Consider the following 15,422-nt stretch of genomic DNA (forward strand, 5'->3'; position numbering starts at 1 on the left):
CCGAGGAAGCGCGGGAGGAAGGTAATGCGGCGCCTAGCCTAGGACTGTTAGCTTAGACAGCAAGCCGCTTGTTGTAATCCAGCGTCAGTACGGACACTCCCATGATGATTGCGGATCCGACGAAGTAGAGCAGCGCCCAGGTGTAGGAGCCGGTGGCGCCCACGATCAGGCCCACCACAATGGGTGTGACGAACCCGGAGATGTTGCCGCTGAAGTTCATGGCGCCGCCGAGTACGCCCGCATTGGTCCGGCCGCCCAGGATGGAGGGGATACTCCAGAACAGGCCCACCCAGCGCAGGAAGAACATCACCACGGAGAGCAGGACTACGGCCGTCGTCGGGTCCGCCACGACGGTGACGCCTACGAGGCCTCCGATCACAACAACGCTGGAGAATCCCAGCAGGGTGCGCATGACGCGGTTGGCTGACGCGCCGGCAGCCCGCCACTTGTCGGCGATGGTGCCGCCCAGGATCTCGCCCACGAAGCCGGCGCCGAAGATCACGAACGTGGACCAGCCGATGGTCTTGAGGTCGAAGCCCTTGGCCTGGGCCAGGTAGAGGGGGCCCCACGTGAGGAGGCCGTAGAAGACGCCGTTGAAGCCCAGCCAGCCGAAGCACATGGCCCAGAAGGAACGGAACTTCAGGTAGGGCAACAGTGCGCGCTTGCCCTTGACACCGTCCAGCTCTGCGGCGGCGTCCTCTTCGGCATGCGAAGACTCGATGTATTCGGCTTCGGCGTCGTTGACTCCGCGGTGCTGGCGCGGATTGTCCCGGACGTACCACCACACGGCCAGTCCCATCAGCACCGTGGCGGCGCCGGCGATGATAAAGGAGCTCCGCCAGCTGCCGGTGGATGCGATCAGGCCGGCGATGAGGATGCCGCCGAGCCCCGCCCCCAGAGGGGCGCCGGCGTCGAGGATGGTTGCGCCGCGGCCGCGCTCTGCCTTGTGCATCCAGATGGCGTTGAGCTTTCCGCCGGCCGGCATGACGCCGGCTTCGGTGACGCCGATGCCCAGGCGGGCGATGAACATGCTCAGGAAGCCGCCGGCCAGGCCGGATGCCGCAGTGGCAGCGCCCCAGCCGAGGCAGGAGGCTGTCATCACCTTCCGGGGGCCGAACTTATCAATCAGAAGGCCCACCGGGATCTGCATCAGCGCGTAGGTCCAGAAAAAGGCCGAAAGAAGCAGGCCCACCAGCTCCGGGGCGAGGTTGAATTCCTTCTGGATGATGGGGAGCGCCACCGAGATGGAGCCCCTGTCGATGTAGTTGACCGCTACGAGCACCAGCAGGAGCAGGAACATTTTCCAGCGGACGTTGGTGCGCCGTCGCACGCCGTCCTTGCCGGTTTTGCGTTCCGTCTTGCTGTCAATGTTGCTAGTAGGTGCAGATGTTTCAGTTTCGGTATTTTGAAGAGACACAGCTTCTCCTTCACGGGGAAGATTGCGGGCAGGGGAAAGACTCAGGTGCGGTGGCGGGCCGGCGGCCGGATTGGGCTGCGGCCGTCCCGTCACCGGTGGGATTCGAAGGCGCGCTGGGCGGCGTCGGTCCGGGACCGCGGCACTTTGGGATCCCGGTTTGGGATCCCAAAATTAAAGATAGAAGTGACCTGTGCCACTGTCAAGGATTTTTTATGTTGATGCCCGACCGCGGCCGTTTTTACCGATTGTGACTGCCCTGGATGAGTCGGCCCGAAGGGACTCCCGAGGCGGTTCGCGGTCACGAAGGGAATGACAGCCCGCTCGCGTCCTGGTCTGCCGGGACGGCCGGGCGGTGGGCCAGGATCTCGGCAAGCTCCGCGAGCCGGTGCGCGCGCGCGGATTCCGCCGGCGTGAACGGTTCGCCGGGCCGGGAGAACGTGATGGGCCCGTGCCAGGCGGTCGGGATCCTGAGGACGGTCCCGTCCGTCGCCGGGGGAATTCTTGCTTCGGCGGTGCCGGAGGCCTGTCGGGCCTCTATCCGCGCCCGGAGGAGCTCCGCCACGGCCAGCGGCAGCTCATCCGGGTTGGCGGCGATCCGGGCGGCCAGGCTCAGGGCGCCGGTCTGCCCGTCCGCCATGGCCAGGGCCGTGGTGGGCCAGACGTGCGGATCAGCCCCGCCGCCCACCCGCAGCGCCCTGAGCAGTTCGCCTTCGCGGAGTTCCCCCGGCGCGGAAAGCACGAACTCGTCCAGTACTCCGCCGGCCACCGGGTGGACGTGGATGCTCAGGATGTTGGTGTCCAGCCCGGCCAGGGCCTGCGTCATCTTCTGCAATGACCCCGGTCTGTCCTTCAGCACGGTCCGGGCCCGCCACAGGGCAGGCGCCGTCCCGAGCCTTTTGCGGTGGCGCAGGGCCGGGGCATGCAGCCAGCGCCTCAGCATCCGCGCCGCCGAGGGCTCCGCCACCCAGATCACGAGGCTGGTCGCGGTCATCGTGAGGACCAGGACCTTGGCGACATACGGCAGGTGCGTTTCCACTACCGCTGCATGCACGAGCAGTTCGATGGGGAGCATGACGGCGATGTTGGCCAGGGTGAGCCGCGCCTTGGTCGGCTCGGGCATCTGGCCGCACACTTCGCAGCTCAACTCGGCGGTGGCCGGCGACGGTGTTCTGCCATTGGCTTTGGGCTTCATGCTCCCATCATGGTGTCCCGCTGTTTCAGGCGGGTTGCCGCCGGGTGAAGGTTTCGGACCCACCGCACAAGGCCCGGACGTGCGGCCGCGCCACCACTTTGTGCGTTTTCCTGCCGGGTTCCGATCAACGGGGCTCGATGCCGTGAGCGCGCCGCACCGGCGTAGAATCCAGCGTGGATGCCAATGCCGCCGTCGTAACATTCCGGCCGTAAGGAAAGGCGCCTGACCCATGAAGATGTGCCCGTGAAGATGCTCGCCGAGATGTTCACCATGGCACCCGGCAACAAGGACCACCGCGTCGCGCTCCGCTGCGGCGTCGGCGTCTTCGTTCCCCTGATCACCCTGGTGCTGCTGGACCGCCTGGATCTCGCCATCTTCGCCTCCTTCGGTGCCTTCACCGGGATCTACGGCCGGAATGAGCCGCACGGCAGACGTTTCACGACCCAACTGCGGGCCGGAGCGCTGATGCTGCTGGTGGTCCTCCTGGCCGCCCTCACGGCCCGCGCGGGCGAGGCCTTCGCGCTCTCCCCGGCCAGCACCACCTGGATCCAGGTCCTGGCCACCACGCTCGTGGCGGGCGGCGGCTCCCTGATCGTCGCCTGGTGGCGACTCCGCCCGGCAGGCTCGCTATTCCACATCTTCGCCTTCGCGGCCATCGCGTCCATCCCCAGCCAGCCGCCGCTGTGGCAGGGCATGCTGGCGGCGGCGCTCACGGTCGCCTTCTGCCTGCTGGTGGGAATGTCCTCCCGCCTGGCCAGGAGCCGCCGGACGCCGTGGGAGAGGCCGAAACCCGCGCGGCTCACGCCGGGCGAGAAGCGGGCCGCGTGGCTCGAAGGCGTGGGCTACCTCGTGGCGGCCGGGCTGGCCGGAACCCTGGGGACCGTGGCCGGCGAATGGCTGGGCTTCGGCCACAACTACTGGGCTATGGTGGCCGCCGTGGTCCCGCTCGTGGGGCACAGCACCCGCCACCGCGTGAGCCGGGGCGTGCAGCGCATCATCGGCACGGCTCTGGGCCTGGTGCTGCTGGCAGGGATCCTGCTGCTGCAGCCTGCGCCATGGCAGACCGTGCTGGTGATCGCGGCGTGCCAGTTCGGCGCCGAGATGTTCATCGCGCGCCAGTATGTGCTGGCCCAGGTGTTCGTCACGCCGCTGGCCCTGATCTCGACGCTCCTGGTGGCGCCCACGGCGCCGGGAATCCTGCTGCGCGACAGGATCCTGGAGACCGTCATCGGCGCCGCCGTCGGCATCGCAGTTGTGCTGCCGCCGGGTGCCTGGCGCCGCCTCCGTGCCGGGCAGTCAGCGCGGCGGGCCACCGCCTGAGCCGGCCGGAAGCCCGGCGTCCGGCCCCGCCCTGAGGGTTCGCCTGGGAAGGTCCGGCTGGGACGGCCCGGCTAAGGGCGTCCGACGGCGGTCGGAGTGCCGGACATTGCGGTGACGGTCTGCGGCACCAGCACGAGGGCCGCGACTGCCAGGACCGCGGCTGCGGCGAAAACGTAGAAGCCCCACGGGTACGCGATCCCGGCGGCCACGAGGGCGCCGGTTACGGCCGGCCCCAGGATGGCGCCGAGGCGCCCCACGCCCGCGGCGAAGCCCAGCGCAGTCCCGCGCAGGCGGACCGGGAAGAGCTGGCTAACCCAGGCATAGACCAGGACCTGGGAGCTGAAGACGAACACGCCGGTGACAAACACCGCGGCGTTGAGCAGGAGTTCGTTCTGGATCTTGACGCTGAGTACCGCGAGGAACACGGCGGAGAGGCCGAACCAGAGGAGCACGATCCTCTTGGTCCCGTGCCGGTCCGCCAGGATGCCGGCAATCACGAGGCCCACTACGGCGCCCACATTGAGCACCAGCAGGAGTGAAAGCCCGGCGTTGAGCGTGTAGCCGGCGGATGACATGAGCTGCGGCAGCCACGTGTTCAGTCCGTAGACCAGGAGCAGCCCCATGAACGACGCCACGGCCACGCCCGCGGCCACCAGCGGGTAGGGCTTGCGGCCGAGGTGCCGGAAGCTGGCGCGTTCTTCCGTGGGCGCGGCCTCCGGCTGGGCTTCGCGCCGGACCGCGGGGGCAGCGGCGGGGGCAGCGGCCGAGGTGGTGGCTGCGGTGCCCGCCGCCGGAACGCGGCGGACGGCGGCCTGGGGCACCTGGTACACCGCCGGGAGGGTTTCCGGAAGCTTGAACCAGAGGAACGGGACCAGGGCAAAGCCGGCGAGGCCGCCCACTACGAACATGGTCCGCCAGCTAGGAATGACCATGATGGCAAGGAACGCCGTGGCCACGGCACCGGCGTGGTAGCCGGTCATGGTCCGCGTGGTGGACTTCCCGGCCGAACCCGCGGGGGCGTAGTCGTTCATATATGCCAGCGCAGCGGGAAGGCAGGCCCCCAGGCCGAGTCCGGCGAGCAGCCGGAAGGTGCTGAACAGTGCCACGTTGGGCGCGAAGACAACGGCGATCGTGAAGATGGAGAACCATGTCACGCAGGCCACCAGGAGGTTGCGCCGGCCGAGCCGGTCCGAGAGCGGGGCGATGAACAGGGCGCCGAGCCCGACGCCCACGAGGGAGATGGTGGCCGCGAACGTGGCCCCCACGGCGTCGAATCCGAGGTCGTGCGATTTGATCAGGGTCGGGATGACCGTGCCGAGGACCACCAGGTCAAAGCCGTCCAGCACCATGGCCAGCCAGCAGAGCCACACGGGCCACCGTGATTTGTCTTCCAATGACGACATTGACATTGCTACCTCAGCGCTATTCTGTACGGGTCTGTACGGGCGTTATTTTGTACGTGCGGCCGCTTTCGGCCGGACCTTCCCTATGCTGAGAGTTCTATCACTCCAAGGTGTTGTGTGGGACACTGCAAACCATTCAACGGAAGGGGAGAAGCGTGGCCAACTCGGGCTCCGGCGATTCCGTGGTGGACCGCGTGGTGCGCGTGATCGCCGCATTTCCGGAGGGCGTCACCGTCCTGCAGCTCTCGGAACTGGCCGCCCGGACCGGGCTGCCCCTGACGACTGCCCACCGGCTGGTCCGGCAGCTGGCCGGGCACGGCCTGCTTGACGTCGGCACGGGCGGGTCGGTGCGGCTGGGGCTGCGCTTGTGGGAAATCGTCAACCGGAATTCCCCCACATTGGAACTCCGCCAGGCGGCCATGCCTTTCATGGAGGACATCCAGCAGGTGCTCAACCAGAACGTGAACCTCGCCGTACTGGACGGCTGGGAGGCGTTGTTCGTTGAGCGGCTGTCCCGGCGCGGCTCGGCGGCCAACCGTGCGCAGGTGGCCGGCCGGATGCCCGTGCACCTGTCCTCCGCCGGGCTCGTGCTGATGGCCAACCAGCCCATGCCGGTCCAGGCCGAGTACCTTGAAAGATTCACCGACCCCACCGGCAGGCTGGCTCTCGAGGACCTCCGCATCCTCCTGGGCGAAGCCGCCCACCAGGGCTACGCGCAGCTGGCCGGCGTGGTGGACCCGGACACATGGGGCATAGCCGTCCCCGTGCTGGACCGCAAGAAGCGCATCGTGGCCGCCCTCGGCGTCGTGGTTCCCCTGCGCGAGGTGCGCCTGCAGGCGCTCGTGCCCGCCCTCCAGACCGCAGCCCGGGGCATCGGGCGCCGGCTGGGGGAGTCGCAAAGCGGAGCTGAATTCCGTTCAATGGAATAGCTGTAACGCGTATCACGCCTCCGGCAGCAGACTGGTAGCCAGACGATCCAGCGGGCCCAGGGCATCCAGCCACCGAGGCCCCCGCAATGAAGCGAGGAACACATGGCAAACCGTAAAGTCATCGCCACCCAGGTCGCCATCATGGGCGCCGGCCCCGCAGGGCTCATGCTCTCCCACCTGCTGGCCAAGGCGGGAATCGAGTCCACCGTCGTCGAGGTCCGCAGCCACCAGGAAATCTCGGAAACCGTCCGCGCAGGCATCCTTGAACACGGCTCGGTCAAGCTCCTCGTGGACAGCGGTGTTTCCGACGGCGTGCTCAGCGATGGCGACCGTCACGACGGGATCGAACTGCGCTTCAACGGCGAAAGCCACCGGATCGATTTCCAGGACCTTGTCGGGGAGTCCGTCTGGCTTTACCCGCAGACGGACGTCTTCATCGACCTCGCCGCGCGGCGCCGGGCCGACGGCGGCGACGTCCGGTACAGCGTCACGGACACCACCATCCACGACATCGAAGGCAGGCCGAAAGTCTGGTTCACGGACGCCGACGGCGTGGAATACGAACTCCAGGCCGACTTCATCACGGGCGCAGACGGCTCCCGCAGCCACTGCCGCTTCCAGATCCCCGAGGCACAGAGGAAGTGGTACTTCCACGAATACCCCTTCGCCTGGTTCGGCATCCTGGCCGAGGCCCCGCGCAGCTCCGACGAGCTGATATACGCCAACTCCGAGAACGGCTTCGCCCTGATCAGCCAGCGGACCGAGAAGGTCCAGCGGATGTACTTCCAGTGCAATCCCAACGAGGACGTCAACAACTGGAGCGAGGACCGCATCTGGGAGGCCTTCCGCAGCCGCGTCAACGGCAACGGCTTCGTGCTGAAGGAAGGGCCGGTCATCGACAAGACGGTCCTGAAGTTCCGCAGCTTTGTACACGCCCCGATGCGGCACGGAAACCTCTTCCTGGCCGGGGACGCCGCACACACCGTCCCGCCCACCGGCGCCAAGGGCCTGAACCTAGCACTCAACGACGTCAAGGTGCTCTTCGAAGGACTCGACAGCTTCTATTCGACCGGTTCCACCGTGCTCCTGGACACCTACAGCGGCCGCGCCCTGGACCGCGTCTGGAAGGCCCAGCAGTTCTCCTACTGGATGACGTCCATGCTGCACGCCCCGGCCGACGCCGATGACTTCGCCCGCGCCCGCCAGCTCGGCGAGCTCAACTCGGTGGTGTCATCCCGCCACGGCCGCGCATACCTCGCGGAGGCCTACACGGGCTGGCCGGGCGCGCGCTAGGCGTATCAATTTTCCATCGACAGGCACCTGCGTCAGGAATAGCCTTAAGCCGTCCCAGCATGACCCGACAAGGATGACGGAGAGGTAACCGACATGGGAACCACAGAAAATGCTGAACTGGTCCGGCGGGGGTACGAGGCCTTCATTGCAGGGGATATGGCGACACTCAGCGAGATATTCGCGGAGGACGCAGTCTGGCACGCTGCCGGAAGCGGCGTGCTATCCGGGACCAAGCAGGGGCGTGACGCTATCCTGGCGTACTTCGGCGAGCTGGGCACGCGCTCCGAGGGAACCTTGGAAGTTACCGTCCAGGACATCGTCGGCGGGGAAAAACATACCGTGGCGCTGCAGCACAACCACGCCGAAACCAATGGCAAGATCATGGACCTGGACGGCGCCCTCGCGTTCGAAGTCCGCGACGGAAGGATTACCGCCGGCCGGGAGTTCTTCGAGGACACGGCCAAGGGGGATGAGTTCTGGGCCTAATTGAGCAGCCGCTAGTCCTGGTCCAGGGTTTCGGTCAGGTGGTGCGTCGGAATCCGGTCCCGGTCATAGGTGATCTCGTTGTAGCCGTGCGGTTCCGGTTTGCCGGAATGGTTCAGGTTCACGAAGACGATTTCCTCGATCGTGAGGATGCTCTGGCGCGTGATCATGTTACGGACTTCGGCGCGCATGGTCAGGGAGGTGCGGCCGAAGCGGGTCGCGGTCAGGCCCATTTCGATCAGGTCGCCCTGGACTGCGGAGCTGACGAAGTTGATTTCGGAAATGTACTTCGTGACAGCCCGGCCGTTGCCCAGCTGCAGGATGGCGTAGATGGCCGCTTCCTCGTCGATCCATTTCAGCAGGCTTCCGCCGAACAGGGTGCCGTTGGCGTTGAGGTCTTCGGGCCGCACCCATTTGCGGGTGCGGAAGGTGATATCGGCCGGTTCCATAGTGCGAGGTTAGCCGACGTCGGCGCGTCGGGAAGAGTATGGCGGGTTGCGCAGTGCCAGGTCCGGGCCGCTGCGCACGGTGTCAGGCCATGGCGGTGTGGGCGGCAGTGTGCGAATCGATGGCCTTGGCATAGCAGTAGGAGTGCTCCACACCCGCGTAGGGTCCGAAGTTGGGCACGGCCTCGAAGCCCGAGCTCTCGTAGAAATTCCTGCCGTCGGGCTGCGCCGAGCCTGCCTCCGCGGTGATCGAGGTGATGCCGAGGGCGTGGGCGTGGGCTTCGAGCGCGGCCAGGATCGAGCTCGCGATGCCGGAGCCGCGCGTGTAAGGCAGCACGTACAGCCGCTTGATCTCGGCAGTGTGCCCGTCCAGGATCCGCAGTCCGCCGCAGCCCACGGGCTGGCCTGAGGCCTTGTCGTGCGCGACGAGGAAGACGGCGGTGTCGGCTTCCGACGGCGGCGGTCCGGGTTCGTGGTCGCTCGTGCCGAAGCGGGCGTCCAGTTCCGCCTGCTGTGCGGCGCGGAGATCGGCGCCGACGGGGTTGGCCCAGGTGACCTGCCGGATGTTGAGCCGTGGATTGGTCTGCATGGCTGCCTCGTTTCGCCGAAGGGTTATGCACATCAAGCCTAGGAGCCAGCGGTTACCGTGGTGTTTCCTGCGCGTAAGCGTCCAGAGAACTGTGGGTTCAGCTTCGGACCAGCGTTCTGAGCAGCTTGAGTGCCACGGAGATGGAGGCGATGTCCACTTGCCCCGGTTTGGTCACCTCCGCGAAAGTGTCCTTGATGCGACCCAGCTGCTCCTGGTGTCCGCGCTCCCACGCCACGATGCGTTCCAGACTGTCGGCGCCCGCGAAGTCACCGCCTTGGGTGGTCTGCATGACGTACAACGTCATGTCCGCCACGGCGGAGTAGACGTCATCACGCAGAGCCGCCCGGGCCAGAGCCTCCCAGCGGCTGTGCCGGGGCAGGTCGGTGATGCGCAGCAGCAGACCCACCGCACCGATCCGCTGAAGAACCGCCCAATAGAGATCGGCGATCGTGGTGAGTGGTTCGTCAACCAGTTCCGAAACCCCGGAGATGTCCAGAAGCGCGAAACTTTCGAGCAGGTCTGAGGCGCGTCTTCCCAAATCCCGCGGCAGGCCGACGTCGTCCCAATGCGCCAGCCGACTATGGACGAGGTCGCGATCGGCGCCGCGCAGAAAGTCCACGGTCCTGGTCCGCAGCAGGTCCAAAGTGGGCATGACCCGGCCCAGGGCCTCGGCGACGGACTGGTCCCGGTGGTCATGCGTCACGTACCACCGGGTCGCCCGGTCCAGGAGCCTGCGCATGTGCAGGGCCACCTGGGCGGCGTGTTCGCTGGGAAATCCGGGGGGAAGCCCGGCAATCCGGTCCACTATCCATGGCAGGTCGTATGCATCCCGCACCACAACAAAGGCCCTGGCGACCGCCGCAGCAGTTGCTGTGGTTTCTTCGATGGCACGGAAGGCGAAGGTGATTCCTCCCAGGTTGATCATGTCGTTGGCCACCACCGTGCACACGATCTGGCGGCGCAGGGGGTGGGCGTCCAGCTCGGCGTCGAAGCGCTCGGACAGCTGGCGGGGGAAGTAGCCGCGGAGTACCCGCTTGAACCAGGGGTCATCGGCAAGATCGCTGGCGCTGAGCTCCCTGGCCAGTTCGATCTTCGCGTAGGCGGCGAGCACGGCGAGTTCGGGAGCGGTGAGTCCATGCCCGGACCGCAGCCGGTCCTGCAGCTCCTCCGTGCTCGGCAGACCCTCCAGGCTGCGGTCCAGGTCGGTGGCATTTTCCAGCCAGTCCATGGTCCGCTCGAACCCGGGGCTCCACTCCCGCACCAAGTGACGGTCGTTGAGCAGGAGGACGTTCTGGTCCGCGTTGTTTGCCAGGACAAGGCGGGCCACCTCATCGGTGAGGGAGTGCAGGAAACCGGTGCGTTCCGAGGCGGGCATCTTCCCGGCCGCGATCATCCGGTCAATGAAAATCTTGATGTTGACCTCATGGTCCGAACAATCCACGCCGGCCGAGTTGTCGATCGCATCCGTGTTGAGCAGGACGCCGTTCAGGGCCGCTTCGATCCGTCCGCGCTGGGTGATGCCAAGGTTGCCGCCCTCGGCAACGATCCTGGCCCTCAGTTCATTGCCGTTGACCCGGATGGCGTCGTTCGCCTTGTCGCCCACCTCTGTGTGGTTCTCCGTGGAGGCCTTGACGTAGGTTCCGATGCCGCCGTTGTAGACCAGATCCACGGGTGCCCGGAGGATGGCCTGAAGGAGGGCATGAGGCGGTAGTGTTGCCGTTCCCGGTTCCAGGCCGAGGGACATCCGGACCCGCTCCGTGATCGCGATGGTCTTGGCCCTGCGGGAATGGACGCCGCCGCCCTGGCTGATCAGCGAGGGATCGTAGTCGGCCCACGACGAGCGGGGGAGACCGAAGAGACGCTTGCGTTCCTCGAAGGATGCCGTGGCATCCGGGGCCGGGTCGAGGAAGATGTGCCGATGGTCAAACGCCGCCACCAGCCGAATGTGGGGCGAGAGCAGCATCCCGTTCCCGAAGACGTCGCCGCTCATGTCGCCGATGCCCACCACCGTGAAGTCTTCGCTCTGCGGATCCATGCCAAGCTCGCGGAAAAGGTGCTTCACGGATTCCCACGCCCCGCGGGCCGTGATTCCCATCTGCTTGTGGTCATATCCGACGGACCCGCCGGAAGCGAACGCGTCCCCGAGCCAGAACCCGTACTCCTGGGCCACGGCGTTGGCAGCATCCGAAAATGATGCCGTTCCCTTGTCTGCCGCAACCACCAGGTAGTAGTCGTCGCCGTCGTGGCGTACCACCCGTTCCGGCGGGATCACAGATTCGCCGCTTGCGGAGGTGACCAGATTGTCCGTGAGGTCCAGCAACCCGCTGATGAAAATCCGGTAGCACTCCAGTCCTTCGGCCAGCCATGCCCCCCGGTCCGCGGCCGGGTCCGGCAGTTGCTTGGGATAGAAGCCTCCCTTGGCCCCCGTAGGCACAATGACGGAGTTCTTCACGTTTTGTGCTTTGACCAGCCCCAGGACCTCGGTGCGGAAATCCTCGCTCCGCTCGGACCAGCGCAGCCCGCCGCGGGCCAGTTCTCCGAAACGGAGGTGGACGCCTTCAACTCGCGGGGAGTAGACCCAGATCTCGCACTTCGGACGGGGAAACGGGGCACTGGGGATGGCGGCCGGCTTCAGTTTGAAACTCAGGTGGGGCTTGTCCTGGAAGAAGTTGGTACGGAGCGTGGCTTCCACCAGATTCATGAAGGTGCGCAGCAGCCGATCGGCGTCGAGGACGGGAATCTCGTCGATCGCGGCCAGCAGTTCCTTCCGGGCAGCGGCGGTGATCTGAAACCGGCCGGGCCCGTCCAGCCCGGGATCGAACTTCGCGTCGAATAGGGCGAGGAGTGCGTGCGTTGCCCGGACACTGGCCATCAGCGTATCCGCTATGAAGCCGTACGAGTTGGTTGTCCCCAGTTGCTGGAGATACTTCGCATAGCTTCGCAGGATTGCCGCCTGACGCCAGCCCACACCCTCCCGGATGACCAGTGCGTCGATCCGGTCGGATTCGGCGTCTCCCCGCATGGCAGCGCAGAAAGCATCCTCCAGAAGTGCGCTGGTTGCCTCCGGGTCCACGCCGATGGGGTACTTCACGCCGAGGTCGTAAAGGAACACGTCCTGGCCCGTCCCGCGCCGGATGTCGAAGGGGCGCTGGTCCAGCACTTCGAGCCCGAGGTTGTGCAGGAACGGCAGGATCTGGGTGAGGCTCCGGGGCTTCGTCAGGTACAGGCGGATCCGGGCGTCTTCGGCCAGGGTGGGGAAGGCCCCCTGCCGTACGTACACCGTAAGCAGCGGATCCCCGTGGGGGCGGCCGCCTGTGCCGTCCAGGTCGAAGGTTTCGAAATTGATGATGTCCCTGATCGCGGCTTCCGCCTCGTAGTCCGCGCGATAACTCGGGGGAAACGAGTCCGACCACAGCCTGGAGAGCCGTGCAGCCTCTTCCGCGGGGAAGTGTTCACGGATCAATTCGTCGAGCCCCTCCGCCCATGAACGGGTGGCTGATATCAGGCGCCGCTCCAGCTGGGAGGGGTCGACGTCGGAGGGGTTGGCGTACGCCCCGGGGGCGCCGGACGCCGGAGCATCCGACGGGGCATCGGCCATGCGGATCCGGAAGAACACACGGGCCATGGGGGATTCGGTCAGCCGGACCTCGAACTCAATGGATTTGGCTTTGAAAGCCTGCCGCAGTTCCTGCTCCATCAGCAGGCGGACGGCTGTGCTGTAGCGGTGGCGGGGGAAGAAGACCAACGCGGACATGAACCGGCCGAAGCTGTCAGGCCGGAGGAACAGGCGCGTCCGGCGGAGTTGCTCCGCGCGGAGAATTTCGCCCGCCAGCCGGGTGAGGTCATTCACCTCAATGTGAAAGAGTTCATCGCGCGGAAACGACTCCAGAACAGCCAGCAGGTCCTTGCCGTCGTGGGATCGTGGAGTGAAGCCAAGGCGTTCGCTGACAGCCTGGACCTTTTCGCGAATCACTGGAATCCGGCGAACGGACTGATGCGCGGCACCCGGGGTGAACAACCCCACGAACCGTCTTTCCCCGGTGACTGCACCTGCCTGGTCGAACACCGGCAGGCGCAATTCGTCCAGGTACGACCGTCTGAGTACGGTGGACCGGATATCCGAAGTGGCGAGGGTGAGTACCCGGGGCCCCAGGATCCTCGCCTGCCCGTGGTCCAGCCGCCGAGCAGCGTCCCCCCGTGGCCGCCTCAGCAGGCCCAGCGCGGACCCGGGGCGCTCAGTGAGCAGCTCCTGGTCACCCGCCGTTGTGAGGTCATAGTCGCAATACCCGAGGAATACGAAGTTGCCGTCGTGCAGCCAGAGGAGCAGGTCACGAAGCTGTCCCGCTGGCGGAACAGCGGCCTGGGGGAATCCGTCCACAGAGGCGACGGCTTCGAACATCTTCCCGTGGATGGCGGCGGCGTCCTCGGCGGCAACCCGGACGTCGTCCAGCACCCTGTGCAGGTTTTCTGTGAGTTCCCGGGCGGCCGCGTCGTCAGCCAGCCTGCCGATTTCCACGGCCACCCACGTCTCCGTGGTTCCGCCGGTCTCCGGTGCGGGCTCGTCGGAAAGGCCCTCCGCGGAGGGACTCGGCCGGACGTCTAGCAAGGCGTGGGAGGTTGGATCCCGGAGCACCTCAAACGTCGGATGCACCAACAACCCGATCGCGGCGTCTTCGCGCGTCAGTTCGGCCGTGACGGAGTGAACCAGGTAAGGCATGTCCTCCACGACCACCGCAATGACGCTGGCGTCCATTTCGTGCAGGATCCCGACGGCGTTCTGGCCGGGCAGTCGCGACGACGCCACTTTCAGGTGGTGCACCGCCCGTGCTCGAAGTGTCCCTGGGCTGTAGCTCCGGAGATCCTCCGCGGCTACGTGCTCGTAATAGTCCCTCAGGAATGGCTCGCCGGGCCCGAGGGAACCGGCAGCCGGAGCGTGCTCCACGGACACCGATTTGCGTGACATGCCACTGCGCCTCCACGGCGCGGGGTGCTACCGCAACCGCGGCTGACCATCCTGTCCCCACGCCTTCTTTCATCATGGCTGGCTTCAGGGGAGTCGTCCAGTGCGCGCGTTGACTCATCAAAGATGCCCGCGTAGCCGTATTCGAAGAATCATTTGAGAATGCCCGCGTAGCGGCGTGTCCGCCGGGCCGGTGTCCGCCGCTTCGGCATTGTGAGCCATGGAGCTTTCGATGAGTGAACGCAGGGCTGTCACGAAGACCATCGCAACCCGCTACGTCCGTTCGGGCCGGGCGGCGAAGAAGCAGGTTCTGGATGAGCTGTGCGCGACGACGGGCTGGCACCGCGACCATGCCCGCAAGGCGCTGCGGATGGCACTGGTGCTGAAGGTTGCCCGGCCCAGGGCGCCCCGTGCGGGCGGCTGCTCGCGGCCGCGCTGCCGGATCTGGTGCCGCGCCTGCGACGGTTCAAGGAACTTCAGATTGATGCCGGCACGGCCGCACTGCTGCTGCGGATCGCGCCGGCGACGATTGACCGCCGGCTCCGGGCGGACCGGGTGAAACTGGATCCGCGGGGCCGGTCCCATACCAAGCCCGGTACGTTGCTGAAGGACTCCATCCAGATGCGGACCTGGGCTGAATGGGATGACGCGGTGCCCGGTTTCGTCGAGATTGATCTGGTCGGCCACGAGGGCGGGAACAGTGCCGGTGAGTTCTGTTTCACCCTTGATATCACTGACATCGCGACCGGCTGGACCGAAACCCGGTCCGTGAAGAACAAGGCGCAGAAATGGGTCTTCGAAGCCATCAGGGACGCCACCGCGGCGTTTCCCTTTCCGATCCTGGGCATCGACTCGGACAACGGCTCGGAGTTCATTAATTGGGAGCTGTTCCGGTGGTGCGAGCAGGAGAAACTGACGTTCACGCGGTCCCGGTCCGGGAACAAGAATGACGGGGCGCACGTGGAGCAGAAGAACTGGCACATCGTGCGCCAGACGGTCGGCTACCACCGGTACGACACTGCCCGCGAGCTGGAGCTGCTGAACCGGATCTGGGACCTGCAGAGACTGCTCACCAACCATTTCGGACCCCAGCAGAAACTCGTCGCGAAGGTCCGCACCGGCGCGAAGATCAGCAAGAAATACGACCTTCCCGCGACCCCGTTCCAGCGCGTCCTGGCAGACACCGGCACCGTCGCCCGGGATGTGAAGGCCCGGTTGAAGCGGGAGAACAAACCCTTGAACCCGGCCGCGATCCAGCGTCAGGTCCAGGCCCTTTCCGCAGAGCTCCTGACCCTGACCACCGCCAAACAGGCCGCCAAACCCCGGCCGGCTACCCGGGCAAAATCAGATGATTCCACGAACCAGCCCAGGCGGGCATCTTGACATGATT

11 protein-coding genes are annotated in these 15,422 nt (G+C 66.3%); 5 read left to right on the top strand and 6 right to left on the bottom strand.

Annotated features, from left to right (window positions below):
- Positions 1-52: 52 nt before the first annotated feature.
- Positions 53-1,417, bottom strand: coding sequence for an MFS transporter (locus ACQCSY_RS10455; protein WP_427135405.1), 1,365 nt, complete (start codon positions 1,415-1,417; stop codon positions 53-55).
- Positions 1,418-1,715: 298 nt separating this feature from the next.
- Positions 1,716-2,609, bottom strand: a complete 894-nt coding sequence (locus tag ACQCSY_RS10460) for an amino acid-binding protein (RefSeq protein WP_427135407.1) — start codon at positions 2,607-2,609, stop codon at positions 1,716-1,718.
- Positions 2,610-2,852: 243 nt separating this feature from the next.
- Here ACQCSY_RS10460 and ACQCSY_RS10465 point away from each other — a divergent pair, with 243 nt between their 5' ends.
- Positions 2,853-3,929 (top strand): FUSC family protein, encoded by a 1,077-nt coding sequence (locus tag ACQCSY_RS10465; protein WP_427135409.1) that lies wholly within the window; start codon positions 2,853-2,855, stop codon positions 3,927-3,929.
- 71 nt (positions 3,930-4,000) lie between these two features.
- Here ACQCSY_RS10465 and ACQCSY_RS10470 read toward each other — a convergent pair whose 3' ends face one another.
- Complete coding sequence (locus tag ACQCSY_RS10470) at positions 4,001-5,338, bottom strand: MFS transporter (protein ID WP_427135411.1); 1,338 nt, start codon at positions 5,336-5,338, stop codon at positions 4,001-4,003.
- 149 nt (positions 5,339-5,487) lie between these two features.
- On the opposite strand from ACQCSY_RS10470, the gene ACQCSY_RS10475 reads away from it, so the two are divergent.
- The 3 genes from ACQCSY_RS10475 to ACQCSY_RS10485 all read left to right on the top strand — a co-directional run bounded on the left by ACQCSY_RS10475 (position 5,488) and on the right by ACQCSY_RS10485 (position 8,040).
- The gene (locus tag ACQCSY_RS10475; RefSeq protein ID WP_427135412.1) at positions 5,488-6,261 is read left to right on the top strand and encodes an IclR family transcriptional regulator; all 774 of its coding nucleotides are present in this window, start codon (positions 5,488-5,490) and stop codon (positions 6,259-6,261) included.
- Positions 6,262-6,363: 102 nt separating this feature from the next.
- Complete coding sequence (locus tag ACQCSY_RS10480) at positions 6,364-7,554, top strand: 4-hydroxybenzoate 3-monooxygenase (protein WP_427135414.1); 1,191 nt, start codon at positions 6,364-6,366, stop codon at positions 7,552-7,554.
- A gap of 93 nt (positions 7,555-7,647) precedes the next feature.
- Positions 7,648-8,040 (top strand): nuclear transport factor 2 family protein, encoded by a 393-nt coding sequence (locus tag ACQCSY_RS10485; protein ID WP_427135416.1) that lies wholly within the window; start codon positions 7,648-7,650, stop codon positions 8,038-8,040.
- Between the two features lie 11 nt (positions 8,041-8,051).
- Here the strand turns inward: ACQCSY_RS10485 and ACQCSY_RS10490 are convergent, their stop codons facing one another.
- The 3 genes from ACQCSY_RS10490 to ACQCSY_RS10500 form a co-directional block, all read right to left on the bottom strand.
- A complete protein-coding gene (locus ACQCSY_RS10490; RefSeq protein WP_427135418.1) occupies positions 8,052-8,486 on the bottom strand; it encodes an acyl-CoA thioesterase in 435 nt (144 codons plus the stop codon).
- Between the two features lie 82 nt (positions 8,487-8,568).
- Positions 8,569-9,072: a GNAT family N-acetyltransferase gene (locus ACQCSY_RS10495; RefSeq protein ID WP_427135420.1), complete on the bottom strand. Its 504-nt coding sequence runs from the start codon at positions 9,070-9,072 to the stop codon at positions 8,569-8,571.
- 97 nt (positions 9,073-9,169) lie between these two features.
- Positions 9,170-14,035, bottom strand: coding sequence for an NAD-glutamate dehydrogenase (locus tag ACQCSY_RS10500; protein ID WP_427135422.1), 4,866 nt, complete (start codon positions 14,033-14,035; stop codon positions 9,170-9,172).
- 318 nt (positions 14,036-14,353) lie between these two features.
- Between ACQCSY_RS10500 and ACQCSY_RS10505 the strand changes: the two genes are divergently transcribed.
- Positions 14,354-15,415 (top strand): integrase, encoded by a 1,062-nt coding sequence (locus ACQCSY_RS10505; protein WP_427135423.1) that lies wholly within the window; start codon positions 14,354-14,356, stop codon positions 15,413-15,415.
- Positions 15,416-15,422: the final 7 nt, after the last annotated feature.

Origin of the sequence: Pseudarthrobacter sp. S9 (assembly GCF_050156545.1) — a bacterium.
In the GTDB taxonomy this organism is placed as follows: domain Bacteria; phylum Actinomycetota; class Actinomycetes; order Actinomycetales; family Micrococcaceae; genus Arthrobacter.